The sequence below is a fragment of the Bradyrhizobium dasycarpum genome, from assembly GCF_042019905.1.
Classification (GTDB): domain Bacteria; phylum Pseudomonadota; class Alphaproteobacteria; order Rhizobiales; family Xanthobacteraceae; genus Bradyrhizobium; species Bradyrhizobium japonicum_B.
Genome location: NZ_CP169574.1, coordinates 2,894,920 through 2,920,185 on the forward strand (window position 1 = coordinate 2,894,920; position 25,266 = coordinate 2,920,185).

General features: G+C 65.3%; 20 protein-coding genes and 1 pseudogene. 8 read left to right on the forward strand and 13 right to left on the reverse strand.

Going from position 1 to position 25,266, the window contains the following annotated elements:
- Nucleotides 1-4: 4 nt before the first annotated feature.
- Both ACETMP_RS14080 and ACETMP_RS14085 read right to left on the reverse strand, forming a co-directional pair.
- Entirely contained in the window at nt 5-703 is a 699-nt protein-coding gene (locus ACETMP_RS14080; protein WP_375161393.1) for a cysteine hydrolase family protein, read from the reverse strand.
- 360 nt (nt 704-1,063) lie between these two features.
- Nucleotides 1,064-2,017 carry a hypothetical protein gene (locus tag ACETMP_RS14085; protein WP_375161394.1) on the reverse strand — a complete coding sequence of 318 codons (954 nt, stop codon included), beginning with the start codon at nt 2,015-2,017 and terminating at the stop codon, nt 1,064-1,066.
- A gap of 167 nt (nt 2,018-2,184) precedes the next feature.
- Between ACETMP_RS14085 and ACETMP_RS14090 the strand changes: the two genes are divergently transcribed.
- Nucleotides 2,185-5,661 carry an indolepyruvate ferredoxin oxidoreductase family protein gene (locus ACETMP_RS14090; protein ID WP_375161395.1) on the forward strand — a complete coding sequence of 1,159 codons (3,477 nt, stop codon included), beginning with the start codon at nt 2,185-2,187 and terminating at the stop codon, nt 5,659-5,661.
- Nucleotides 5,662-5,816: 155 nt separating this feature from the next.
- Here ACETMP_RS14090 and ACETMP_RS14095 read toward each other — a convergent pair whose 3' ends face one another.
- The 4 genes and pseudogenes from ACETMP_RS14095 to ACETMP_RS14110 all read right to left on the reverse strand — a co-directional run bounded on the left by ACETMP_RS14095 (nt 5,817) and on the right by ACETMP_RS14110 (nt 10,962).
- Nucleotides 5,817-7,550 carry an FAD-dependent oxidoreductase gene (locus ACETMP_RS14095; RefSeq protein WP_375161396.1) on the reverse strand — a complete coding sequence of 578 codons (1,734 nt, stop codon included), beginning with the start codon at nt 7,548-7,550 and terminating at the stop codon, nt 5,817-5,819.
- 58 nt (nt 7,551-7,608) lie between these two features.
- Nucleotides 7,609-8,628 (reverse strand): S1C family serine protease, encoded by a 1,020-nt coding sequence (locus tag ACETMP_RS14100; RefSeq protein WP_375161397.1) that lies wholly within the window; start codon nt 8,626-8,628, stop codon nt 7,609-7,611.
- A gap of 92 nt (nt 8,629-8,720) precedes the next feature.
- Nucleotides 8,721-9,165, reverse strand: a pseudogene (locus ACETMP_RS14105) (hypothetical protein).
- A gap of 198 nt (nt 9,166-9,363) precedes the next feature.
- Entirely contained in the window at nt 9,364-10,962 is a 1,599-nt protein-coding gene (locus tag ACETMP_RS14110; protein WP_375161398.1) for a GMC family oxidoreductase, read from the reverse strand.
- Between the two features lie 200 nt (nt 10,963-11,162).
- On the opposite strand from ACETMP_RS14110, the gene ACETMP_RS14115 reads away from it, so the two are divergent.
- Nucleotides 11,163-11,951, forward strand: a complete 789-nt coding sequence (locus ACETMP_RS14115) for a thermonuclease family protein (protein WP_375161399.1) — start codon at nt 11,163-11,165, stop codon at nt 11,949-11,951.
- 218 nt (nt 11,952-12,169) lie between these two features.
- Here the strand turns inward: ACETMP_RS14115 and cyoD are convergent, their stop codons facing one another.
- The 4 genes from cyoD to ACETMP_RS14135 are packed head-to-tail and all read right to left on the reverse strand — an operon-like array spanning nt 12,170 to nt 16,017.
- Entirely contained in the window at nt 12,170-12,556 is a 387-nt protein-coding gene (gene cyoD / locus ACETMP_RS14120; RefSeq protein ID WP_375161400.1) for a cytochrome o ubiquinol oxidase subunit IV, read from the reverse strand.
- Nucleotides 12,553-13,194, reverse strand: a complete 642-nt coding sequence (locus ACETMP_RS14125) for a cytochrome (ubi)quinol oxidase subunit III (RefSeq protein WP_375161401.1) — start codon at nt 13,192-13,194, stop codon at nt 12,553-12,555. Before ACETMP_RS14125 ends, cyoD begins: the two co-directional genes overlap by 4 nt.
- On the reverse strand, nt 13,194-15,194 hold the full coding sequence (gene cyoB / locus ACETMP_RS14130; RefSeq protein ID WP_375161907.1) for a cytochrome o ubiquinol oxidase subunit I: 2,001 nt from the start codon (nt 15,192-15,194) through the stop codon (nt 13,194-13,196). The genes ACETMP_RS14125 and cyoB overlap by 1 nt, the downstream gene beginning before the upstream one ends.
- The gene (locus ACETMP_RS14135; RefSeq protein WP_375161402.1) at nt 15,184-16,017 is read right to left on the reverse strand and encodes a cytochrome ubiquinol oxidase subunit II; all 834 of its coding nucleotides are present in this window, start codon (nt 16,015-16,017) and stop codon (nt 15,184-15,186) included. Before ACETMP_RS14135 ends, cyoB begins: the two co-directional genes overlap by 11 nt.
- 254 nt (nt 16,018-16,271) lie before the next feature.
- Here ACETMP_RS14135 and ACETMP_RS14140 point away from each other — a divergent pair, with 254 nt between their 5' ends.
- The gene (locus ACETMP_RS14140) at nt 16,272-17,072 is read left to right on the forward strand and encodes an SDR family NAD(P)-dependent oxidoreductase (RefSeq protein WP_375161403.1); all 801 of its coding nucleotides are present in this window, start codon (nt 16,272-16,274) and stop codon (nt 17,070-17,072) included.
- 175 nt (nt 17,073-17,247) lie between these two features.
- On the opposite strand, the gene ACETMP_RS14145 is transcribed toward ACETMP_RS14140, so the two are convergent.
- Nucleotides 17,248-18,576 (reverse strand): PQQ-dependent sugar dehydrogenase, encoded by a 1,329-nt coding sequence (locus ACETMP_RS14145; RefSeq protein ID WP_375161404.1) that lies wholly within the window; start codon nt 18,574-18,576, stop codon nt 17,248-17,250.
- Between the two features lie 234 nt (nt 18,577-18,810).
- On the opposite strand from ACETMP_RS14145, the gene ACETMP_RS14150 reads away from it, so the two are divergent.
- The 3 genes from ACETMP_RS14150 to ACETMP_RS14160 all read left to right on the forward strand — a co-directional run bounded on the left by ACETMP_RS14150 (nt 18,811) and on the right by ACETMP_RS14160 (nt 21,352).
- Complete coding sequence (locus ACETMP_RS14150) at nt 18,811-20,001, forward strand: urate hydroxylase PuuD (protein ID WP_375161405.1); 1,191 nt, start codon at nt 18,811-18,813, stop codon at nt 19,999-20,001.
- Nucleotides 20,002-20,139: 138 nt separating this feature from the next.
- On the forward strand, nt 20,140-20,997 hold the full coding sequence (locus tag ACETMP_RS14155; RefSeq protein WP_375161406.1) for a VOC family protein: 858 nt from the start codon (nt 20,140-20,142) through the stop codon (nt 20,995-20,997).
- 79 nt (nt 20,998-21,076) lie between these two features.
- The gene (locus ACETMP_RS14160; RefSeq protein ID WP_375161407.1) at nt 21,077-21,352 is read left to right on the forward strand and encodes a hypothetical protein; all 276 of its coding nucleotides are present in this window, start codon (nt 21,077-21,079) and stop codon (nt 21,350-21,352) included.
- Here the strand turns inward: ACETMP_RS14160 and ACETMP_RS14165 are convergent.
- A complete protein-coding gene (locus ACETMP_RS14165; protein ID WP_375161408.1) occupies nt 21,349-22,392 on the reverse strand; it encodes a L,D-transpeptidase family protein in 1,044 nt (347 codons plus the stop codon). The genes ACETMP_RS14160 and ACETMP_RS14165 overlap by 4 nt on opposite strands.
- A 183-nt stretch (nt 22,393-22,575) precedes the next feature.
- On the opposite strand from ACETMP_RS14165, the gene ACETMP_RS14170 reads away from it, so the two are divergent.
- Complete coding sequence (locus ACETMP_RS14170; RefSeq protein ID WP_375161409.1) at nt 22,576-23,538, forward strand: lytic transglycosylase domain-containing protein; 963 nt, start codon at nt 22,576-22,578, stop codon at nt 23,536-23,538.
- Nucleotides 23,539-23,577: 39 nt separating this feature from the next.
- On the opposite strand, the gene ACETMP_RS14175 is transcribed toward ACETMP_RS14170, so the two are convergent.
- A complete protein-coding gene (locus ACETMP_RS14175) occupies nt 23,578-24,699 on the reverse strand; it encodes a DUF1236 domain-containing protein (protein ID WP_375161410.1) in 1,122 nt (373 codons plus the stop codon).
- Between the two features lie 105 nt (nt 24,700-24,804).
- Between ACETMP_RS14175 and ACETMP_RS14180 the strand changes: the two genes are divergently transcribed.
- Nucleotides 24,805-25,266, forward strand: a complete 462-nt coding sequence (locus ACETMP_RS14180; protein WP_375161411.1) for an NUDIX domain-containing protein — start codon at nt 24,805-24,807, stop codon at nt 25,264-25,266.

Sequence of the window (25,266 nt, forward strand, 5' to 3'; positions counted from 1 at the left end):
ACCCCTATGTGGTCGAAACCTTCATTGCCTCCAGAACTGCGGCTGAATCCGCGACCCAGCCGAAGATGCCGCCCTGGGCCTTGATCATCTTCAGGCCCATCTCGTGAAACTCGGGAAAGTAGGACGCGCAGCCGTCGGAGATGACGACGCAGCGGTAGCCGCGGTCATTGGCCTCGCGCACCGTGGTGTTGACGCACACTTCGGTGGTGACGCCGCAGACCAGCAGGTTTTCGATGCCGTATCTCTCCAGCACGTCATTGAGCTCGGTGGCGTAGAACGCCCCCTTGCCGGGCTTGTCGATCACGACCTCGCTGTCGAGCGGATAGAGCTCGGGAATAATGTCGTGGCCGGCCTCGCCGCGAATGAGGATGCGACCCATCGGGCCGGGATCGCCGATGCGCAAGGACGGCGCGCCGCGCTCGATCTTGGCCGGGGGCGCGTCGGAGAGATCGGGCAGATGGCCCTCGCGGGTGTGGATGACCAGCATGCCGGTGTCACGCGCCGCTTTCAGCACCGCGCCGATCGGCTTCACCGCGCGCGCAAGCTGGCTGACGTCGTTGCCGAGCGTCTCACCGAAGCCGCCGGGCTCCATGAAGTCGCGCTGCATGTCGATGATCAGAAGCGCGGTGGCGGACCAGTCGAGTCTGACCGGCTCGGGCTCGGCGTCGATGACGCCCAATGTCGGCTTGACCGAGTTCAACATGACGCAGGCCCCGCGAGAACTCTCTTGGTTGGGAGTTCTGCAAACGGCGTGCCATTGTGTACAATTGCGATGGGAAGGAGAGCTTCGAGAAATTCGCTTCTTTGTCAAAATGTTACGAGATGAGTGCGCGTGTGCTCATTCGCTGTGCGGCGGTTTTACGGCGTGCATTTGCTCAATGCTTAAGCGGTGGCGAGACTTCCCACCAGCCGTCATTCCGGGGCGCGACGCAGTCGCGAGCCCGGAATCCATCGGGCCGCAGTACCCGAGGTGAAAGGATTCTCTGATGCGCAATCGCGCATCATAGCTCGACGCTACGCGCCGCCCCGGAATGACGACGCACGTGTGTGCGACGCCTTGCCCCTACCGCCCCGCGCCGTACAACCGCCGATACTCGTCCTCATACGGCGCATAAGAATCCTTCAGCGTCGCCATGTTGAGCAGCATGGTCGCCACCACCGCACCGGTCTTGTCGAACACGCGCGTCTTCACCCAGGCGCTTTCGGTGCGGCGGCTGCCGGAGAGCGCGACCACCTCGCGCTCGACCTCGTAGTCCTCGTTGACGAACAGCGGCCCCTTCACCAGCCGGATCTCCTGGTCGGCGAACAGGCCGACGGCCGGGCCCTTGGCCGGCAGCGGATCGTCCTTGGAGCGGTACTGGAACAGCACGCTCAGCATCTCCATCGGGATGATCGGCCTGCCCCACGGATCGTCGGCAGTCGAGTAGTAGGGCGAGCTCTCGGTGATGACGGCGAGCTTCTGCCTGAGGGAGAACGGGTAGAGGTCGCCCATGATCTGGTCGAACGCCATCCGCACCGTCTGCCGCTTGCTGGTATGCGCGACCTTCACATCGCGCAGGATGACGGGATCGGCGAGCGGCTTGAGCTCGGCCAGGCGGGCCTCCAGCGCCGTCGCCGCGTGCGGTTCACCGACCGAAGCCGTACCGCGCAGCACCTCGGTGCCGTCGCGCTTGACCATCTGGATCTGGCACTGGCTGGTGCCGGGCAATGGCTTCGACAGGATCGCCTGCACCTCTTCGCCCTCGTAGCAGACGCTGCGATAATGCGCGGACAGACATCCGGTCTCGAACCAGGCCTGTCCCCACAATCGCGCGCCGAGCGGGGCGAACTGACTGAAATGCGTCGGGCCTTCGATGGTGCCGCCCTTGAAGCCGAGCTTCTGCGCGGTGGCGTCGTCATGGATCGAGGCATGCGCGTCGTAGGTTTGCGCCTGTAGCATCTGACGCGGCTGGCGCCACGGTCCGATCAGGGTCTCGGTCGTCTCGGTGATTTCGGTGTCGAATGCGTTTGCAGCCATGATGTCCTCCGCTCGCAAGCCATGACTAGCAGGAGCGCCACGGATGCGGCCAGCCGTATTGACTTCGCCGCCCCATGCTCTTGACTGGGACCCTCCGCTTCGCAAGGCCGCAATCCTCCCGCGGTGCAAAATTCCTCGCCGGACCAGAACAATAAGGACTCCACGAAATGACGCTGTTGCAGGTCGAGCTGGACGATAAATACCGGCTCGAATCGAAGCGGATCTTCCTGTCCGGCACCCAGGCCCTGGTCCGCTTACCCATGTTGCAGCGCGAACGCGATCGGCTTCAGGGACTCAACACCGGCGGCTTCATCTCGGGTTATCGCGGCTCTCCGCTCGGCATGTACGACCACGCGTTGTGGCGAGCGAAGTCGCACCTCCAGCAGCACGACATCGCGTTCGTCCCTGGCCTGAACGAAGATCTCGCCGCGACCGCGGTCTGGGGCAGCCAGCAGGTCGGCCTGTTTCCCGGCGCCAAGGTCGACGGTGTGTTCGGCATCTGGTACGGCAAGGGTCCCGGCGTCGACCGCTCGGTCGATGCGCTCAAGCACGCCAATGCCGCGGGCACCGCGCTCAACGGCGGCGTGCTCGCGCTCGCCGGCGACGACCACGGCTGCCAGTCCTCGACGCTGGCGCATCAGAGCGAGCAGGTGTTCGCCGCGGCGCTGATCCCCGTGATCAATCCTGCAACGCTGCAGGACTATCTCGACCTCGGCCTCTATGGTTTTGCGCTGTCGCGCTTCTCCGGCTGCTGGGTCGGCTTCAAGGCGATCAGCGAAACGGTCGAGAGCTCGGCCTCGATTGACAGCGACCCTGAACGCGTCAAGATCGTGCTCCCCGACGATTTCGAGATGCCGCCCGGCGGCCTCAACATCCGCTGGCCCGATCCGCCGCTCGAAGCCGAGAAGCGCCTGTTCGGGCCGAAGATGGCCGCGGTGCAGGCCTTCGCCCGTGCCAACCGGCTCGACCGCATCGTGCTCGATTCCAAGCCGGCGCGGCTCGGCATCGTCGCGACCGGCAAGGCCTATCTCGACCTGCGGCAGGCGCTGGCGGATTTGGGCATCACCGACAAGGACGCGCAGGATCTCGGCCTTCGCATCTACAAGGTCGCGCTGACCTGGCCGCTGGAGGAAAGCGGCGCCAAGCGCTTCGCGGAAGGTCTGCAGGACGTGCTCGTGGTCGAGGAGAAGCGCGGCTTCATCGAAGACCAGCTGATGCGCATCCTCTACAACATCGATGCCTCGAAGCGCCCGACCGTCACCGGCAAGCGCGACGAAAGCGGCGCGCCGCTGCTGCCGAGCGAGGGCGAGCTGACGCCGACCATCGTTGCGGGCGCGTTGGTGGCGCGGCTGCGCAAGCTCGGCCATCACAGCCCGGTGCTGGAGCAGCGCCTCGCTCGGCTCGAGGCGTTCGACCATCCCGTCACCACCAGCACGCAGATCAAGCTCGCGCGCACGCCGTTCTTCTGCTCGGGCTGCCCGCACAACACCTCGACGCGCGTGCCCGAAGGCAGCCGCGCCATGGCGGGCATCGGCTGCCACGGCATGGCGCTGAGCATGCCGACCCGGCGCACCGATCTGATCTCGCATATGGGCGCCGAGGGCGTGAACTGGATCGGCCAGTCGCCCTTCACGAGCGAAAAGCACATCTTCCAGAATCTCGGAGACGGCACCTATACGCATTCCGGGCTTCTCGCCCTTCGCGCGGCATCGGCCGCCGGCATCAACATCACCTACAAGATCCTTTACAACGATGCCGTCGCGATGACCGGCGGCCAGCCGGCCGAGGGCGCCTTCAACGTTGCGCAGATCGCCCATCAGGTCTGGGCCGAGGGTGTCAAGCGGCTCGCGATCGTCTCGGACGATCCCACGAAGTATCCAGCCGGGAATTACTTCCCGCAAGGCGCGACCATTCATCATCGCCGCGAGCTCGATGCCGTGCAGCGCGAGCTGCGCGATATCAAGGGCCTCACCGTCATCATCTACGATCAGACCTGCGCCGCCGAGAAACGCCGCCGCCGCAAGCGCGGGCTCTATCCTGATCCCGCCAAGCGCGCCTTCATCAATGAGCTGGTCTGCGAAGGCTGCGGCGATTGCTCGCAGGCGTCCAACTGCGTCTCGGTGCAGCCGCTGGAGACCGAGTTCGGCCGCAAGCGCCAGATCGACCAGTCCAATTGCAACAAGGATTTTTCCTGCGTCGAAGGGTTCTGCCCAAGCTTCGTCACCGTGCACGGCGGCACGCTGAAGCGCATGAAGACTTCGGCGGTCGATTCCGGCCAGCTGTTTGCCGACCTGCCGCTGCCGCCGGCGCGTGAGCTGGACGGCCCCTACAACATCCTCGTCACCGGCATCGGCGGCACCGGCGTCATCACCATCGGCGCCCTGCTCGGCATGGCCGCTCATGTCGACGGCCGCGGCTGCTCGGCGCTGGATTTCACCGGCCTGTCGCAGAAGAACGGTGCGGTGATGAGCCACGTCCGCATCGCTCCGAAGCCGGAGGACATCTCCGCCGTCCGCATCACCACCGGGGGCGCCGACGTCATTCTCGGCTGCGACATGATCGTCTCGGCCGGCCCCGCCGCCCTCAGCCGTGCCGAGCGCGGCGTGACGAAGGCCTATATCAACGCCGATCTGCAGCCGACCGCGAGCTTCGTGCAAAATCCGGATCTCGACTTCGAGATGGGCACGATGCAGACCGTGCTGCGCGACGCGATCGGCGATAGCAACCTCGACATCATCGACGCCACCGGCATTGCCGCGGCGCTGATGGGCGATTCCATCGCGACCAATCCCTTCATGCTCGGCTTCGCCTTTCAGAAGGGCGCGATCCCGCTGTCGCTGGAGGCTTTGCTCCGCGCCATCGAGATCAACGGCGCCGCGATCGAGATGAACAAGCTCGCCTTCACCTGGGGTCGCCTCGCCGCCCACGACATGTCGCGGGTGCGCAGCGTGCTGCAGTTCAAGAGCCGTGCGTCCGCGCCCGCGAAGTCACTCGACGACATCATCGCGACCCGCGCCGAATTCCTGACCTTCTATCAGGACAAGGCCTACGCCGACCGCTATCTCGCGGCCGTCGCCAAGGTACGCAAGGCGGAGAGCGCCGTTTCGGCCGCGTCAACGGAGCTGACCGAGGCCGTCGCGAAGAACCTGTTCAAGCTGATGTCCTACAAGGATGAGTACGAGGTCGCGCGGCTCTATACCGATGGCAGCTTTGCGAAGAAAGTGTCTGAGAAGTTCGACGGCGATTTCACGCTGAAGTACCATCTTGCCCCGCCGATCTTCGCCAAGCGCGACAAGGTGACGGGCCGGCTCCAGAAGCAGGAGTTTGGCGGCTGGATGCTCCATGCCTTCCGCGTGCTCGCCAGGCTGAAATTCCTGCGCGGCAGTGCGTTCGATCCGTTCGGCCGCACCGAGGAGCGCCGGACCGAGCGCAAGCTGGTCTCGGATTATCTGGCGATGATCGATCAGCGGATCGTCGGACTGCAGGCGGCACAGATCCCGCTGCTGGCGCGGCTCGCGCGCGTGCCGGAGACGATCCGCGGCTTCGGCCATGTCAAGGAAGCCAACGTCAAGCTCGCGGCAGCCCAGACCGCGCGGCTTGAGGCGGAGCTTGAGAACAGCCGCTTTGCGGCCGCTGCGGAGTAACCGTTAGAAGAGCGACGGCCTCTCGTCGTCATTGCGAGGAGCTCGCGACAAAACTGCGTAGCAATTTTGCGCTGATGCGACGAAGCAATCCAGAATCCCGCCGAAGAAACAGCCTGGATTGCTTCGCTGCGCTCGCAATGACGCGGATATAGCAGTTACGACAATCGGACAGATTCCTTCGCAGCACCCGCCGCTGTCGTCGTTCTCTCCGCCAGATGCCGTCCTGCGATATACCCGAACGTCAGCGCCGGCCCGAGCGTGATGCCCGGAGCCGGATCGTTGCCGTTCATGATCGAGCCCATGTCGTTGCCGCAGGCATAGAGGCCGGCAATCGGGCTGCCGTCCGCGCGCAGCACACGGGCCTGCGCGTCGACCTTCATGCCGATCGCGGTGCCGAGATCGGCCGGATGAATGCGCATCGCGAAGAACGGCGCCCGCGTGATCGGGGCCACGCATGGGTTGGGCTTGTGGCTGACATCGCCGAGATGGCGCTGATAGAGGGTGCTGCCGCGGCCGAACTCGGGGTCGCGGCCCTCCTCCGCATCAGCATTGTAGTTTGCGATCGTTGCCATGAGGGTGGACGGCTTGACGCCGATCCTGGTGGCGAGCTGCGCGATATCGGCTGCCTCGATCAGCTCGCCGCTCGCTACATAACGCCGATAGCGGCGCGTGAACGGCCTGATGCGGCCGAGACCGTAAGCCCATAGGAAGCGGCGGTCGCAGATCAAATGGAACGGCCGGTCCGGCTCGCCGTCGCCGTCGCGCAGCATGGCCAGCACGAATTCGTGGCAGGACAGCGCTTCGTTGACGAAGCGCCGGCCCGCGGCATTGACGGCGATCACGCCCGGCTTGGCGCGGTCGGCCACCATGTGCGGGAACACGCCCCGGCTGCCGTCGGCCCTGGCGAAGGGCGAGGCCGGCACCCAATAGGCCGGGCTGGTCGCCTCCGTGTTGAGCGCGGCGCCTGTCGTTGCGGCGAGCCGCAGCCCGTCGCCGGTGCTGGAGGTGTTGGCCGCCGAGTCCAATCCGGCCGCCGCCGGAAAAAGACGCTTGCGCAACACGGCGTCGTGCGAAAAGCCGCCGGTCGCCAGCACCACGCCGCGGCGCGCTGCGATCGGCCGGTCGCGGGAGCCATGGCGGATCACCACGCCGTTGACGCGGTCACCCTGCATCGAGAGATCTTCGACCTCGGCGCTGAAGAGAAACTCGGCCTGCCGCGCCAGCAACGAGGCGTACAGCCGCGCGGCAAGCGCATTGCCGAGATGCAGCGTCGTGCCACGCGGTCTTCGCAGCCGCTGCAACGCATAGGCCAAAACCAGCCTTGCCGCGCGCATGGTCGAGCGCAGCGATTTCCCAACGCTGCGCAGATGCGGAAGATCGAGACGATCGACCATCATCCCGCCGAACAGCGTGGACTCCGGCAGCGGTGGCCGCAGGCGCGCAAAGCCCTGGCCCAGCCGCCTGCCGTCGAAAGCAACCGGCTCCAGCACGCGGCCGCCTGAGGTCGCGCCCAGTCGTTCCGGATAATAATCCGGATAGGCTTTCACCGGCTGAAGACGAACCTCGGTGTTGGCTTCGAGATAGGCGACCGCCTCGGGCCCGCGCGTGAGGAAGGCGGCGCGCAGGCCGGCATTGGCGGGCTCGGGCACCGTGCTCGACAGATATTGGACGGCATCCGCGACACTGTCGGAGAGCCCGGCCTCCATCATTTTCGCATTGGCAGGGATCCAGACCATGCCGCCGGACCAGGCCGTGGTGCCGCCGACGAACGCAGTCTTCTCGAGCACCAGCACGCGCAGGCCTTCGGCCGCCGCCACGGCGGCCGCCGTCATGCCGCCGGCACCAGCACCGACGACGATGACGTCGTAGGTCTCATGCGCCGGCATCATGCGGCATTGTTCCTGGGACGGGGCATGACATTGTCATACCTCGCCCCTGAGCCTGCAGCTAGCGTTGCGGCTTGCGCTCGATCGGGTCGATGTCGATCGCCCGGAGCCGGCCGAGCCGCAGCACGTCCATGGCGAGCCGCCGGCCGATCCGGTCGCGGTCGAGCACGCGGATCAGGTCGTCGACGCCGTTGATCTCGACGCCATCGAGCCTGATCACGACGTCGCCGGGCAGCAGGCCCGCCTTCGCCGCAGGGCCGTCCGGCTCGATCTGCGCGAGCAGCGCGCCCATCTTGTTCTCGACGCCGGCCAGCACCGCGTGCCGCCGTGGCACCGGCGCGGTCTGCCCGGCGACGCCGATATAGGCGCGGCGGACATAGCCGTGGCGGATGATCTCCGACAGCACGAATTGCGCGGTATTGCTGGCGACCGCGAAGCAGATGCCCTGCGCACCGTTGATGATGGCGGTGTTGATGCCGATCACCTCGGCATGCGAGGACACCAGCGGCCCGCCGGAATTCCCAGGGTTGAGCGCGGCATCGGTCTGGATCACGTCTTCGATGGTGCGCCCGCTCACCGAGCGGATCGAGCGGCCGAGCGCCGAAACCACGCCGGCCGTGACGGTCGATTCGAAGCCGAGCGGATTGCCGATGGCGATCACGAGCTGGCCGCGACGCAACGTCTTGGAATTGCCGAGCGCGGCATAGGGCAAATGGCGCACGCCGTTGGCGCGCAGCAAGGCGAGGTCGGTATCGGGATCGACACCGAGCACCTGGGCGTCGCCGACATGACCCTCGACATCGCGCAGCCGGATCTCCTTCGACGTGCCGACCACGTGGCTGTTGGTGAGCACGAGCCCATCCGGCGAGATCACGATGCCCGAGCCGAGCCCGCCGCGTTCGCGTCTATCAGGCACTTTTGGTCCGGTCTCGACCCGCACGACCGCGGGGCCGACCCGGTCGGTGACGTCGATCACGGCATTGGAATAGGCGTCCAGCAACGCCCGGTCATCGACCGGAGCAGCCGCCGCCGTTCGCGATGACGGCGTGCCATCGACGATATCCGAAGTGAAATCCAGCATGGCAAGAGTCCTTGAAGGCTCACACAGATGGTGGCCTGTTCGCCGCCGCGCAAGGTGCCCGCCGGGACCGCAGGGCTGGACTGCCCAGATGGCTAGGGCGCCCGCCTCAGCGAGCCGCCCCTCGCCTTGACCGGATCGAGCAGCGACCAGTCGCCGTCCGGCAGCACGTGGCCCTTGGGGAACGGCGCGCGCAGCTCGAGGCCCGAGCGAGCGCAGCACGCGGTCGTCGCGGTAGTAGCATTGCAGGACCACGCGGACGAGTGTTGCGGCGGCCGCGCCGCCGTCCCTGCGGAACTCCTGCGCGACGACATCGCGCGCATCGGGGGCGATATCGGCGAGCGGCATCCCCGCAAGCCTCGCCAGATGGTCCAGCGCCGCTGCCACCGGCTTGGCGTCGCGGCCGAGCGTCGCAAGGATGTCGGCCTGGATGATGTCGTCATCCGCGCCCGGGACGCGATATTCCTCGCTCGGAGGAATGATCATGGCAGCGATCGTGCGGAGATCCTGGCGCTGCCGCGGCGTGAGCTGTTCAGGCATGTCGTCCTCTCGTGGAAACTTTGCAGCCGCAGTGAAGGTGCGCTCCCTCCCCCGCTTGCGGGGGACGGTTGGGGTGAGGGTCTTTCCACAGAGGGGCTCCCGCAGAGGAGAGAACCCTCACCCGGCACTTCGTGCCGACCTCTCCCGCAAGCGGGAGAGGTGCACCGAGGCCGTCGCTTGCTTGGATCCACATCATGATCAATCGAACAAATTGGCGAGGCGCTGCTTCATCTGGTCGGCGATGTAGAGCGCGAGGGCCTGGATGGTGGAGGTCGGGTTCACGCCGCCCGAGGTGACGAAGATGCTGCCGTCGACGATGAAGAGGTTCTTCACGTCGTGCGTGCGGCCCCATTCGTTGACGACGGAGCGCTCCGGATCGGTGCCCATCCGCGCAGTGCCGAGCAGGTGCCAGCCTCCCCAGGAGATCGGCGAGTTGATGCAGATGTCGGTCGCGCCTGCCGTCTCCAGAACCTCCCGGCCGCGGGCGAGTGCATGCTCCATCATCTTCCGGCTGTTCTCGCTGATCGTGTAGTCGACCTTCGGCGCGGGAATGCCGTGGCTATCCCTCAGCACGGGATCGAGCGTGACCCGGTTGTGCTCCTCCGGCAGATCCTCGCAGATCGCGGAGAAACCCAGGCGATGGCCATTGAGCTTGCGGAAGATGCGGTGATGATCTTCACCCCAGGGCAAGATGCCCTTCTGCTCGCTGACGACGGCCTCGAACACCGGGCCCGCGCCCCGCACGAACTGCACGCCATAGCCGCGCACGAAGCCGCGCGACAGGTCCGTGTCATACCACTGCTTGCTCCACAGGCAGGTCGGCGGCGCACGGTTGCTGTCGGTCGGCTCCGTCACATAGCCGTAGATCTGCGCATAGGGATGGAACATCAAATTCTTGCCGACGAGGCCCGATGAATTTGCAAGCCCATTCGGGAAGCGGCTGGAGGCCGAGTTCAAGAGCAGCCGCGGCGTGCCGACGCCGTTGCAGGCGATGATGACGACATGCGCGGGCTGAAACTGCTCGACGCCGTCCTTGTCGTAATAGACCACGCCGGAGGCCATGCCGTTCTCGTCGGTGGTGATCTCGCGCACCCGGCAATGGGTGCGCAGCTCGACGCCGGCGCGGATCGCATGCGGCCAATAGGTGATATCGGTGGACGACTTTGCGCCTTGCGCGCAGGCCGGCGTGCAATGGCCGAGATTGATGCAGCGCGCCCGGCCCTCATAGTCCATTGTCGCGACCGTGGTGTCCGACGGCCACCAATGCCAGCCGAGCTGGTTCATGGCCTTGCCGATGATGGCGCCGGACAGGCCGAGCGGCTGCTGCGGCATCGGCGGATGGGTCAGCGGCGAGAGCGGATCGCCTGACAGGCCCGACGTGCCCATCATGCGGTCGTTCTCCTCGAAGAACGGGGTCAGCGCGTCGTAGTCGATCGGCCAGTCGTCGGCGACCCCGTCCAGCGTCTTCACCTTGAAATCGGAGGGATGCAGCCGCGGCCAATGCGCGGTGTACATCACCGTCGAGCCACCGACCGCATTGTAGTTGACGACCTTGATCGGCGAATTGTCGTCGTTAACAGGATAGTCCTCGGGCCGGCCGCGCACGTTCGGGCTCGACGACCACTCGCCGTAGAATTTGGCCTCCCAGTCCCGGCCGGTGCTCGGATATTCCGCCGGGTTCATCCAGCCGCCCTGCTCCAGGCAGAGAATGTGCATCTTGGTCTCGGCCAGCGACCACGCCACCGCGGCGCCCGAAGCGCCGGCGCCGATGATCAGGACGTCCACGGGGTCTTTCATCGCAACCTTTTCCTCCCGCCCTCGCCGCTTTCCGGGCGATTCGGCCTGCACGGTTCGCAAGGCCCGCGAACGATAGGGTCAGAGCAGCGGGGGAGTAAAGCCGCGAGGCCGGAATGTCGCACTTCGCGGGGTGCAGACCATTGGTATCGCCATATCCGGATGCTAGGAACGGGCAGACTGGCAATCGATAGCGAGACCGCATGTCCTTCCGAAATGTCTTTGCCGCCGCCCGCGCCTTCGCGCTCGTTTGGTTCTGCGCCTTGCCCGGCCTCCTGGCGTCTGCCCAGCCGGCCGCGGCGCTGACCGCCGCCGCGACGGCCCGCGACGGCAATTCCATCCAGCTCGGCGACGTCACCTACCGGCTCGACGGCGTCGATGCGCCCGAGCTGGACCAGGTCTGCATCGACGATCACGCCGATCCCTGGACCTGCGGTATCGAGGCACGCGACCAGCTGGCCAAGCTGATCAACAAGCGCTCCGTGCGCTGCGACGATGTCGGGCCGGAGAAGAGCTTCGGCAAGCGGCACCGCGCCATCTGCACGGCCGAGGGCGACAAGGCCAGCCTGAACGAGCAGCTGATCAAGCTCGGCTTTGCGGTCGCGCGAGAGCCGATCAAGGCGAACGTCAAGCCGGCGGCCAGCGAAGCCAAGACGGCCTCGGCCGGAATCTGGAAGGGCTGCTTTGTTGCGCCGCAGGATTTCCGCGCCGGCAAGAAGGACGGCGCACTCCTGGGCTCGGCCTGCCGTCCGGATCGCGACAAGGAGATTCGCGCCGTGCTGTTCCCCGAGGAGCTGACGATGCCCCCGAGCTGCAGCATCAAGGGTAAGCTTGCGGCGCGCGCGCGCGTCACCGGCAATATCGGCATCTATCATTTGCGGGGCTGCCCGAGCTACCCGGCGACCACCAAGCCGGACCGCTGGTTCTGCTCGGAGGACGACGCCCAGGCGGCCGGCTTCCGCAAGGCTTATAACTGCCGCCGCCCGAAGTGAACAAAGCGCTTCACGCAGCCGTGAGTAGTAGTCCGGGTCCGTATTGATCCGGAATTGAACCAGGCCGGGACTTGCTGCATTTGTATGCGTACGCAAGCGCTTGCGCGGGCGTTTCCTTGGCGGACGATCCTCATCGGATTGTCTTTGCTTGGGCGTTTCCTCCCTAGACTTGGGCCGCTTGTCATCACAAGCGGCTCTTCTTTTGGGGCGGGGTCTCGTCACTGCATCCGCATGATCTGGTCCATCGGCGCCATGTTGGCGTTCAGATGCGCCATGATCCACACCGATCCGCCGACCACCAGGAACACCACCAGCAATCCGAAGGCCAGCGCCAGCACGTTGTTGGTGTTGTCGGGGCCGGTCGTGATGTGCAGGAAGAAGACCAGATGCACGCCCATCTGTGCGATCGCCAGCACGATCAGGGCGACGGGGATGGAGGGCTGCCAGACCAGGTCGGTGCCGGCAATGAAGAACGATGTCGCCGTGAGCAGCAGCGCGAGCACTAGCCCGACGACATAACCGAGAATGCGCGCGCCGACGCTATGCTGCTCTTCCTCGCCCGGCGCGAGGTCATGGTCGGTGCGCGTGTGGGTCTGATCGCTCATGCGCCGCTCCCGAGCAAATAGACGACGGAGAACACCGCGACCCAGATGATGTCGAGCGCGTGCCAGAACAAGGCAAAGCACGTCATCCGGCGCAAGATGTCGGCGCGGAAGCCCTTTGCGAACACCTGGGCCATCATGGTGAGCAGCCACAACATGCCGGCGGAGACGTGCAGGCCATGGCAGCCGACCAGCGCGAAGAATGCGGACAGGAAGGCGCTGCGCGACGGGCCATAGCCGCGCGCGACGAGGTCGGCGAATTCGCGAAACTCGAGCACGAGGAAGATCAGCCCGAGTACGCAGGTCACGGCCATGGCGAGATAGAACCAGAACCGGTTGCGCACATCGGCGGCGATGCTGGCCATGCCGCAGGTGAAGCTCGACAGCAGCAGGCAGACAGTCTCGATCGCCACGTTCTTCTGTTCGAAGATTTCCGAGCCCTTCGGGCCATCGGCGGTCTGGCCCGATAGCACCGCATAGGCTGCAAAGAAGCAGGAGAACATCACGATGTCCGAGAGCAGGAAGATCCAGAAACCGTAGGCGGTCACGATCCGCTTCGGCGCGGGTCCGGGATGCTCGATGACGACGCCGATGTGATGCGGATCGGCGTGCGCGTGGCCGGCGGTCGCGGTCATCGCCATCAGACCGTCCCCGCCATGCTGACGAGGCCGCGGCGCTCGTCGAGATTGATGCGGTCCGTTGCTGCGACGTCCGCGGCCGGGATGACGTATTCGTCATGGTCGCGCCAGGCGAACACGACGAAGGTCGCCCAGGCACCGAGGCCACCGAGGATCACCATCCACCAGATGTGCCAGATCAGCGCAAAGCCCATGATGGTGGCGAAGAACGCGCAGACGAAGCCGGTCGGGGAATTCCGGGGCATCTCGATGTCCTGATAGTCCGGCCTGTCATGATCGAGCGATTGCTGCCGGGCATGGACCTTCATGTCCCAATAGGCATCCGCACCGCGCACGTCGGGATTGAAGGCGAAATTGAACACCGGCGGCGGCGACGAGGTCGCCCATTCCAGCGAGCGGCCGTCCCAGGGATCGCCGGTGCGGTCGCGCAGCGCCTCCCGGTTGCGGATGCTGACCACGAGCTGCACGATCTGGCAGATCACGCCGATCGTGAGCACCGCCACGCCGACCGCCGCGACGATCATCCAGGGGCGCCAGGCCGCGACGTCGTAATGCTGCATCCGCCGCGTCATGCCGAGCATGCCGGCGATGTAGAGCGGCATGAACGTGACGTAGAAGCCGATGAAGGTGAACCAGAACGCCGCCTTCCCCCAACGCTCGTCGAGGCGGAAGCCGAACGCCTTGGGAAACCAGTATTCGAGGCCGGCGAAGGCGCCGAACAGCACCCCGCCGATGATCACGTTGTGGAAGTGCGCCACCAGGAACATGCTGTTGTGAAGCACGAAGTCGGCCGGCGGCACCGCGAGCAGGACGCCGGTCAATCCGCCGATGATGAAAGTGACCATGAAGCCGACCGTCCACAGCATCGGCGTCGCGAAACGGATGCGGCCGCCATACATCGTGAACAGCCAATTGTAGATCTTCACGCCCGTGGGCACCGCGATGATCATGCTGGCGATGCCGAAGATGGCGTTGACGTCGGGACCCGCCCCCATCGTGAAGAAATGATGCAGCCAGACCATGAAGGAGACGACGCAGATCGCCATCGTCGCAAGCACCATGGAACGATAGCCGAACAACGCCTTGCCGGAGAAGGTCGAGACCACCTCCGAGAAGATGCCGAAGGCCGGCAGCACCAGGATGTAGACCTCGGGATGGCCCCAGGCCCAGATCAGGTTCATGAACATCATGACGTTGCCGCCGGCTTCGTTCGTGAAGAAATGGAAGCCCAGGTAGCGGTCGAGCAGCAGCATCGCGAGCGTGGCGGTGAGGATCGGAAAGGCCGCGACGATGAGCAGGTTCGAGGCCAGCGTGGTCCAGCAGAACATCGGCATGCGCAGATAGTTCATGCCCTTGGTGCGCAGCTTCAGCACCGTGGTGACGAGATTGATGCCGGCGACCAGCGTGCCGACGCCGGAGATCTGCAGCGACCAGGCGTAGTAGTCGACGCCGACGCCGGGCGAATAGGACAATTCCGACAGCGGCGGAAAGGCGAGCCAGCCGGTGCGCGCGAACTCGCCGACCACGAGCGAGATATTGACCAGCAATGCGCCGGTCGCCGTCAGCCAGAAACCGACGGAATTGAGGGTCGGGAACGCAACGTCGCGCACGCCGAGCTGAAGCGGCACGACGAGGTTCATCAGCCCGATCACGAACGGCATCGCCACGAAGAAGATCATGATGGTGCCGTGCGCCGAGAAGATCTGGTTGTAGTGCTCGGGCGGCAGATAGCCCTGCGACTGGTAGGCGACCGCCTGCTGGATCCGCATCATGATGGCGTCGCTGCCGCCGCGCAGCAGCATCACCGATGCCAGCAGGATGTACATCACGCCGATCCGCTTGTGATCGACGCTGGTGATCCATTCGTGCCAAAGATAAGGCAGATGCCCCTTCACCACGACCCAGGCCAGCACCGCGAGGATCGCGACCAGCACCATCGCGCCGGCGATGAGCGGAATCGGCTGATCGAACGGAATGGCCGACCAGTCGAGCTTACCGAGCATCATGGCCTCCAACGTGCGGACGGCCGGCCTCGGAGATCAGCTCCGGGCCCGGCCCCGGCGGAATGTGCTGGGTCGCAATCAGGTCGAACAGGCGCGGATCCTCCAGGCGGTAGAAAGGTCGTCCCTTCTCGATGCCTTGCTGCATCAGCTTCCTGTAGCTGGCCTCGTTCAGCACCGCGCCGGTCTTCGCCGTGCTCGCCACCCAATCGGGAAAGGCGAGCGGCGAGATCACGTTGACGTCGAACATCATGTCGGGGAAGCCGTCGCCGGAAAAGTGCGCGGACAGGCCCTGGAGCTTGCCTTCATTGTCGGCGCGCAGGTTCAGCTTCGTCACCATGCCGTTCATGGTGTAGATCATGCTGCCGAGCTGCGGGATGAAGAACGTGTTCATCACGCTCGACGACGTCAGCTGGAAATTCAGCTCGGCGCCGGCCGGCACCGTCAGCGTATTGACGGTGGCGATGCGCTGGTCCGGATAGATGAACAGCCATTTCCAGTCGAGCGAGACGGCCTGGATCCGCACCGGACTGCCGGTCCCAGGCACGGGTGCCGCGGGATCGAGCTGGTGCGAGCCGATCCAGGCAACGCCGCCGAGCAGGATGACGGTGAGCGCCGGGATCGACCACACCACCATCTCGACGCGGCCGGAATAGACGAAGTCGGGCTGGTAGCGCGCCTTGGTGTTGGAGGCGCGAAACCAGAACGCAAAGGCCAGGATCGCGACAATGGTCGGCACCACGATCACGAGCATGATGAAGACGGAATCGACCAGAATCGTTCTGTTGGCCGCAGCCACGGGACCTTGCGGATCGAGCAGATTCATCGGCAAGCCACTGGCGGTTGGGAAGTCCCCCGGGACAGAGCCTAGCGCGGGGCAGGCTCCGCAACAAACGCCGATCGCGTGAGGTCGGTTCCTGTGCCATGGAAGCCGTTGGCCCGCATGTGCTTTCGCCGTCGCGATACAGCCATGCATGCCCGGCGGGACCGCGTGCGCCGGGCGCGACCATGATCGGCACGATCTGTCTTCTGCCTCGCATCGTCCGTGCTATCGTGATGAAAAAGCGGGGAGAAAGCGTCATGCGCCTGAACGACAAGGTCGCCATCGTGGTCGGAGCCGGACAAAGCCCCGGCGAAGGCATAGGCAACGGCCGCGCCACCGCGCTGACCTTCGCGCGCGAGGGCGCGAAGGTCCTGTGCGTCGACCATCATCTGGAATCCGCGCAGGAGACCGTTGCGATGATCGCCCCGAAGGGCGGCACCGCCGCGGCGTTCAAGGCCGACGTGACCAAGTCGGCCGACATCAAGGCGATGGTTGAGGAGACGCAGTCGCGCTGGGGGCGGATCGACGTGCTGCACAACAATGTCGGCGTCAGCCTCTCCGGCGGCGATGCCGAGCTCCTTCAAATCACCGAGGAAGCGTTCGACCGCGTCGTCGCCATCAACCTGAAGAGCTGCATACTCGCCGCCAAGGAAGTGATCCCGATCATGCGCGCGCAGAAGAGCGGCGCCATCATCAACATCTCCTCGATGGCGGCGATCACGACCTATCCTTACGTCGCCTACAAGGCGACGAAGTCGGCGATGATCGCCTTCACCGAGCAGCTCGCCTACCAGAACGCCGAATACGGCATCCGCGCCAATGTCATTCTGCCTGGCCTGATGAATACGCCGATGGCCGTCGATACCCGCGCCCGCGAATGGCACAAGACCCGCGCCGAGGTCGAAGCCGACCGCGACAGCAAGGTGCCGCTGCGCAGGAAGATGGGAACGGGGTGGGACGTCGCCAACGCCGCGCTGTTTCTGGCCTCCGACGAGGCGAACTTCATCACCGGCGTGACCCTGCCGGTGGACGGCGGAGCGAGCGTGAGACGGGGCTAGGTGAGGCGAGCGTGCTGCTCTCACCCTCCCCTGGAGGTGAGAGTCGCTACGCAGGCAGCGAAGCGGAATGCGTAGCGGGGTGGGGTGACGGTCTCTCCGCATCGAACGCTGCCCGAGTGGAGAGATCACCCCGCCCCGGCGCTTCGCCGACCCTGCCCCTCCAGGGAGGGTAGGATCAGTGCGTCACCCGCCAGATCGTGCCGTTGCCATCCTCCGACACCAGCAGCGATCCGTCCTTTGCCACCGCCACTCCCACCGGCCTTCCCCAGACTTCCGTGTCGCTCACCACAAACCCCGTGACGAAATCCTCGTACTCGCCGGTTGGCTTGCCGTCCTTCATCCTGATCCGGATCACCTTGTAGCCGGTGCGTTTCGAGCGGTTCCAGGAGCCATGCTGAGCGGCGAACGCGTCGCCTTGATACTCGCTCGGAAACTGCGTGCCCTGGTAGAACGTCATGCCGAGCGAGGCCGAATGCGGTTGAATCAGCACGTCGGGCACCGTCACTTTGTCCTTGAGATCCGGCCGCGCGCCGGAATGGCGCGGATCTTCATTGCTGCCGATGTAGAACCACGGCCAGCCATAGAAGGCGCCTTCCTTCACGCTGGTGACGTAGTCGGGCACGAGATCGTCGCCGAGGCCGTCGCGCTCGTTGGTCGAGCACCACGGCAGACCGGTCTGTGGCTGGACCGCAAGGCCGACGCAATTGCGGATGCCGGTGGCGTAGATCTTGCGTTCCTTGCCGTCCGGCGTGAAAGCCAGCACCGCCGCACGCTCCGTCTCGCTGGCCCAGGCCGCGCCGAGCGGTTGCGCTTTCGACCAGGCCTCCAATCCGCCCGGCGGCGTGCCCAGGCCTTCCGCGACATTGCTGAGCGAGCCGACCGAGACCAGCATGCGCTTGTTGTCTGGCGTGAAGACGATGTCGCGGGTGGAGTGGCCGCCGTCATGCGGCAGGCTTGGCACGATCGTCTCGGCCTTGCCGCGCGCCTTGAGATCGCCGGCCTGATAGGGAAAGCGGACGACGCTGTCGGTGTTGGCGACATAGACCCATTGCGGATTGTCGCCGTTCGGGAAGAAGGCGATGCCGAAAGGCTGGCGCAAGCCGCTGGCAAAGACATCGTTGCTCGCGACCTTGCCGCCCTCGCCGGCGCGCAGCACGCGGATGGTGCCGGCCCGCGTCTCCGCGACGAAGACATCGCCGTTCGGCGCCACCCGCACGATGCGCGGCGCGCGCAGGCCTTCGGCGAACAGCTCGATCTTGAAGCCCGCGGGCACCCGGAGTGCGGCCTCCGGCGGCCGCGGCACCACGCGCGACGAGCTCGCAACCGACCGCGTGGCGCCGGGCCTGACCAGATCCTGCGGCCGGATCAGCCTGATCGTGCCCGGCTTGTCGGCCTGCCAATCGCCATAAGCGTCCTTGCCCTGCAACACCGGCTCGGCCTGTGCACCGGTCGCGGCCACGATCAACCCCGCAGCCAGCACCGCGGTCGAAATCCTGCTCTTCACGTTGTCATCCTCCCGGCCTGCACGTCGCAAACGTCAACGTCGATCGCCCCGCAAATGCTCCGCGGCAAGCTACACGCCGCCGAACTCCACGTCAGCCCGTGCTCGCACGATGTGCATCGGGCGCGTTCCATCGTACTGGAAAATGCGGCAGATCGATGCGACAGATGTCAGGGCGCGGCTGCACGTCGCGGTCAGCAAAGCCGCGGCATCGCCGCCACCATTGTTGGGGGCATCATGTGGGGATCCATCGTATCGGAATGGGCGAGCCTGCTGCTCCGCTGGCTGCATGTGGTGGCGGCGATTGCCTGGATCGGCAGTTCCTTCTATTTCATCGCCCTCGATCTCAGCCTCAGGCCGAGACGCGACCTGCCCGATGGCGTGCAGGGCGAGGCCTGGCAGGTCCATGGCGGCGGCTTCTACCGGATCATGAAATATCTGGTCGCCCCCAGCCAGATGCCGGACGAGCTGACCTGGTTCAAATGGGAGGCCTACACGACCTGGCTGTCCGGCTTCGCGCTGATGGTGGTGGTGTATTATCTCGAGGCCGGCCTGTTCCTGGTCGACAAGGCGATTCTCGACATCACGCCGTTCCAGGCCGGGCTGTTCAGCTTCTGCAGCCTCGCGCTGGCGTGGCTGCTTTATGAAGCCGCCTGTCGCACCGGACTTGCGCAGCACGAATTGCCCTTCGCCATCGGCGGCTATCTGTTCCTGGTCGCGCTGACTTACGCCTTCACCCACGTGCTGAGCGGCCGCGGCGCCTTCAACCAGATCGGGGCGATCATCGGCACCATCATGGTCGCCAACGTCTTCGCGCTGATCATCCCGAACCAGAAGAAGATCGTGGCCAGCCTGATCGCGGGGCAGGCGCCCGATCCGAAGCTCGGCAAGGCCAGCAAGGAGCGCTCGGTCCACAACAATTATCTGACGCTCCCCGTCGTCGTGCTGATGATCAGCAACCACTATCCCCTGCTCTACGCCACACGCTTCAACTGGATCATCGTCGCGATCATCCTGGCGCTCGGCCCCGTGATCCGCCATTTCTTCAACGCGCGGCATGCCGGGCGCAAATCACCATGGTGGGTGTGGGGCGTGGCGGCAATCGGCGTGATCGCGATCCTGTTCCTGTCCGCAGCCGGCCCACGCGAGGTGAGGACGGGCGCGCTGTCAGCCCAACCCACGCGCAATGCTGTCGAGGAGATCGTGATGTCCCGCTGCAGCATGTGCCACGCGGCCGAGCCGGTCTGGGCCGGGATCGTGACCGCGCCGAAGGGCATCCTGCTCGATACGCCCGAGCACATCCATCTCAACATCCGCATGGTCGGCCGTGTCGCAGCCTGGTCCGGCGCGATGCCGCCGGGCAACATCACCGAGATGACTGGCGAGGAGCGCGCGATCCTCGCCGCCTATCTCGAGCAGGCACACTGACCTGGTCATCCAACGGCGTCGCATTTCACGAAACGAAATTCCGCACCTCACCCCGATTTGAAAATGACTTGGCCGCCTATCCGGCGTAGACAGGATCAGCGGTAATCCAAGTCAGTTTGCATTCGCGGGACAAGAACAGTGGCTCTCAAGAACGTCATCGGTATCGACCACGCCGTAATCATGGTGAAGGACCTCGACAAGGCCGCCGAGAACTACCGGCGGCTCGGCTTCACCGTCTCCCCGCGCGGCACCCATAGCGCGCATATGGGCACCGGCAATTACACCATCATGTTCGATCCCGACTATATGGAGCTGCTCGGCGTGCTCGCCGCGACCGAGCACAACGCGCCGGCGCGCGCCTTCCTCGACAAGCGCGGCGAAGGCATCGAGCGCATCGCCTTCACCGCGGTCGATTCCGCCGCCGGCACGGAGGAGATCCGCGCTCGTGGCCTGACGCCGATCGGCCCGACCGATTTCGAGCGGCCGGTGACGCTGCCAAACGGCACTGTCTCGGCGGCAAAATTCCGCACCTTCATGTGGCCCACGGCCGAGGCGCCCGGCGGCGTGCGCATCTTCGCCTGCCAGCACAAGACGCGCGACACCGTGTGGATTCCCGAGCTGATGAGGCACGCCAACGCGGCGAAGCGGATCAAGCAGATTCTGATCGCAACGCCCGAGCCGGCGCAAGACGCCGCGCATCTCGGCCGGCTGATCGACCGCGAGCCCAAGGCGGAGCCCGACGGCGCCCTGACCGTGGCCTCCGGCAGCGATCGCGCCGACTTCGTCTATCTCACGCTGGAGCAGCTCGGAAAGCGCTATCCGGGCGTGCCGCTCGGCGGCCTCGCCAAGCGCGGCGGCGCCGCGCTGGTGCTTGTCAGCGGCGATCTGGCGGCGACGGAGAAGGCGCTTGGTTCGGCTGCCGTGCGCAGCGGGCCTGCGGTCTGCGTGCCGCCGGCCAAGGCCAACGGCACCCTGCTCGCCTTCGTCGCCGGCTGATTTGAAACCAATTCTTTAACGCGTGTTTACCCGGCGGCTGTAGGATTCCTGGCAATCCAAAGCCACCGGGGCCCAACGCATGTTCAAAGAGGGATCGCCGATCGCCTTTGACGCGCCGGCCGAATTGAAGAAGTGGCCGTCGCTGAAGGGCGAGAGGCAGAAGGACCGGGGCCCGCCCTATCTCGTCTACAACGGCACGCTCGCCGACTGCGTCCGCGAGCTGATGGGCAAGCCCATCAAGGGCATCTCGCTCTACGACATCATGACGAAGCCGCAGGCCGCTTTCGACCAGACCGTACTGTCGCCTGCCGACGCCGCCGAGATCGCGATGCGCAAGGACTTTCCCAAGGACTAGTTCGACGAGTTCGCCGCGCGCTTGCCGGCTGCCGTGCCCCGCTGCTTCGAGGAGGATTCCGTCGGCGCATCGAGGAAGACGACGGGGATGCCGCGCTTGGCATTCTCGCCGAGCACGCGCGCGTCCCAATTGGTGAGCCTGACGCAGCCGTGCGATGCGGACTTGCTGACCCTGTCCGGCTCGGCCGTCCCGTGGATGCCGTAGCCCTGCGCCGATAGCCCGATCCAGTACGATCCGACCGGGCTATTGGGCCCCGGCTTGATCTCGAAGGGCCTCTTGGATTTCACGCTCTTGAACTTGTATTCCGGATTGTAGCGATAGGTCGGCAGCTCATGGCTGCTGGTGACTTTCAGCGTCCCCGTCGGGGTCGGGCGATCCGGACTGCCGATTGACGCCGGGTAGAACGCGACCAGCCGACCAGAGCCCTCGTAGGCCTTCAACGTCGCCTGCGTCTTGTCGATCTCGATCCGAACGATGCGCGGAAGCTCCCGTCGCGCCGCGACGTTGGCGACGACGATCGTCTCGCCGGCCTTGTCGAACGCCTTTCCCGGATTGAGCGCCTTCAACAGCTCTTCGCTCATGTGGAATTTTTCGCCGAGCCCTTCGAGCGGACTGGTGTAGCTCAGCGCCTCCAGCGACTTCATGTCCTCGAGCTTGGTTGGCACCTTCTTGAGGAATGGCCCCTTCACGTCCGCGTCGGTGATCTTGTAGTCGACGAGGACGGGGCCTTCGCTGGCTGCGTTCAGCTTGTCCCAGAGTTCCGGTGCGATGGTCTTGTCAAAGGCAAGACCGTTCTGCTCCGCGAACGCCTTCAGCGCCTTCTGCGCGTTCTCGCCGAATTTGCCGTCGATCTGGCCCGGAGAGAATTGCGCACGATCGAGCAGAATCTGAAGCTTCGTCACCGACGCGCTGATCTTGTCGGCAGCTGGCGGCTTATCCGGGCGCGCTGCATCGTTCACGGCCTTCGCATCGAGATTGCCCGCAAGCGCCGGGCAGACGAGCCACAGCGACATCACCGCGCCAAGCATCCATCGCATCATGATCGCTCGTCCCATTCTGAAAATAATGATCCGCAATCGCGGGCAGTTTCTTTTTGGGAACACCGTACTAACACCGAAGGAACCGGCGAGATCGCAGCTTTGCCGCAATCGGAAGGTTAAGAACTTCCTAGCGCCGGCGCATCGCTGGCCGTTCATTCCCACAGTTCGAGGTTGTCCCAGCAAATGCGATTTGTCGTCGCGGCTTGCGCCGCGTTTCTGCTTCTGATGTGCGACCTCGATCCGTCGGCGTCCCGGAAAACATCAACTTTCGACACCGCCGTTCTTCAGAACAATCATGCCTCGCCGCTGGTTCCGATGGTCGAACTCTTCCTCGCCAGCGTCCAGGCCATCGAGCTCGCCAACGCGCGCGCTGCGCATGAGGAAACGATCGAGCCGCTGCGCGCGAGCGAACCTGTCGCAGAGGATCCCGTTTCGCCGACGGACAAATTCTGCCATGCGCTTCGCGAAGCCGCCGAGGCCAGCGGCATTCCCGTGCCGTTCTTTGCCCGCCTGCTCTGGCAGGAGAGCCGCTTCAAGTCCAACGAGGTCAGCCACGCCGGCGCTCAGGGCGTTGCGCAGTTCATGCCGGAGACGGCTGCCGAAGTCGGGCTCGACGATCCCTTCGATCCCATGAAGGCGCTGCCGGCCTCGGCAAAGTTCCTGCGCAAGCTGCGCGATGATTTCGGCAATCTCGGCCTCGCCGCAGCCGCCTACAACGCAGGCCCGGGCCGCATTCAGAAGTGGCTTGCCAAAGAGAGTGGGCTGCCACGCGAGACGCGCGACTATGTCCGCATCATCACCGGCACCAAGGCCGAGGACTGGACCGAGCGTTCGGAGGCGATTGCAATCCGGATCGACCTGCCGCGCGAGGCGCCTTGCGAAGGTGTCGGCAGCCTCTCGAAGGCCAAGGACGTCGCCTGGGTTCCAGTCAACCTGACACCTTCCGCCATCGGCTTCATTCGCAAGGCCGAGCAGCTCGCCGCCCGGCTGTCGACGAGCCGAGCCCGCAAGCAATTCGCGACCCTGCTGCGCAAAAGCGCGTCCGCGCACGGCAAGGCGCGCAGCATGATTGCGGCGCGCGCGGCCGGAAAGAGCGCGAAGGCCCGCGCCGTTCGCTTCGCATCGCGCGAACGGCCTTCGGGCTAGTGCTCGGAGCCACCCTAAAGGGTGGCTCCGACATCACCGCTAGTCGATCTCCTCGATCACGCGCCGTTCGCGGGGCTCGATGAGGTAGGTCCGGGTATCGCGATGAATGTAGCGGTATTCCCGCAGACCCGGCGCGTCCCGATAGACCGTGCTCGGGAATTCCTCCACTTCGACAGTGTCCGGCACGCGCTCGCCGACGTGGATCTCGGTTCGCGCCGTGCTGCCGGTGGTCCGCGCCTCGCTTCGTCCTTCGGTACGGGTCTTCGCATGCTTGCGGATGACCTCACGATCGCGATCGGAGAACTTGCTGGCACTGCGCTCGCGGGTGGTCGTCGTCGTTGTCGCGGTGGATTGCCCCGAATACGGCAACACCGTCACGATCTTGTACGTCGCCGGGTCGACCACGACGATCTGATCCTTGACCAGCGCGAAGCTGTAGCCGCGATATTGCGGCACGATCTCGACGACGTCCGGCGGCAGCGTCGACAGATGCACGTCGCGCGGCACCACCGTGCCGACGTTCAGCGAGAAATTGACGCTGGTCAAAGGCCGCACGTTCAGGCGCGAGATCGACGTGCTGATCTTTGTCTCCTGCTGCCGGTTGAGATTGACGTCGGTCGGCGCGGCCGCCTGTGAGCCGGTTCCGGTCCGCTCGCCCTGCGCCTGATTGCTCGCTGGGGCATTCGGGGCCTGCTGGGCCTGGTTGGTCCCGGACGACGCAGGGGCCTGCTGGGCCTGATTGCTGTTGGTCGGAGGCGGATTGGACCGATCCTGCGCCTGGTTGCTGTTGGCCGGTGGCGGGTTGGCGCTCTGCTGCGACGCGGGCTGGTTGCCGGCCGTGTTCGCGTTCGCCGTGCCGCTCTGCGGCCGCGAGGCGTCCGTGCCGTTCGCGGCATTGTTGGTTGTGCCGGGATTTGCGGCCCCAGACGACGCGGGGCTCTGCGTATTCTGTGCCGACGTTCCAGTCGCCGGTGATTGCTGCGGCTGCGATGTGGTGCGCTGCGCATCAGCGGTGCCGGATGGCGAGGTGGTGGACGGCGCTGTGGAATTCGTCTGGGATTGCGGGGTCTGCTCGGACTTCGTGGCCGTGCCGGGCGATTGCGCAAAGGCGGTGTTCGCCAGCACCAGCCCCAAGGCCGTGGTTGCCAACAGGCGGATCATGGGTCACTTCCTTCTTATCAAATGAACGTGCTTACTAACCGGCGTAAAAACCGCCTGTTCCACTTTTTCCCGAACGAAAGCTGATCCTCTGCACGGAACCCCGCGATGCCATCGAAGAGTGCCGGGATCATCGCCTATCGGAGGCGCCGGAAGCTGGAGGTTCTCCTCGTTCATCCCGGGGGGCCGTTCTGGCGCAACAAGGATCTCGGCGCATGGTCGATCCCAAAGGGGGAATATGCGGACGAAGAAGATGCTGATATCGCCGCGCGGCGCGAATTCGCCGAGGAGCTTGGGCTCGATCTGTCCGGGCCGCTGACCGCGCTTGGTCAGGTCAAGCAGCGCGGCGGCAAGCTCGTCACCGCCTTCGCCGCCGAGCTCGATCTCGACGTGAGCTGCGTTCGCAGCAACACGTTCGAGATGGAATGGCCGCCACGAAGCGGCCAACGGCAAACCTTCCCGGAGGTCGATCGCGCCGAATGGTTCACGCTCGAAGCAGCGCGGGAGAAGATCAACGCAGGCCAACGCCCCCTGCTCGACCGGCTGGCGCAGCTGGCGGGTGGCGAGTAG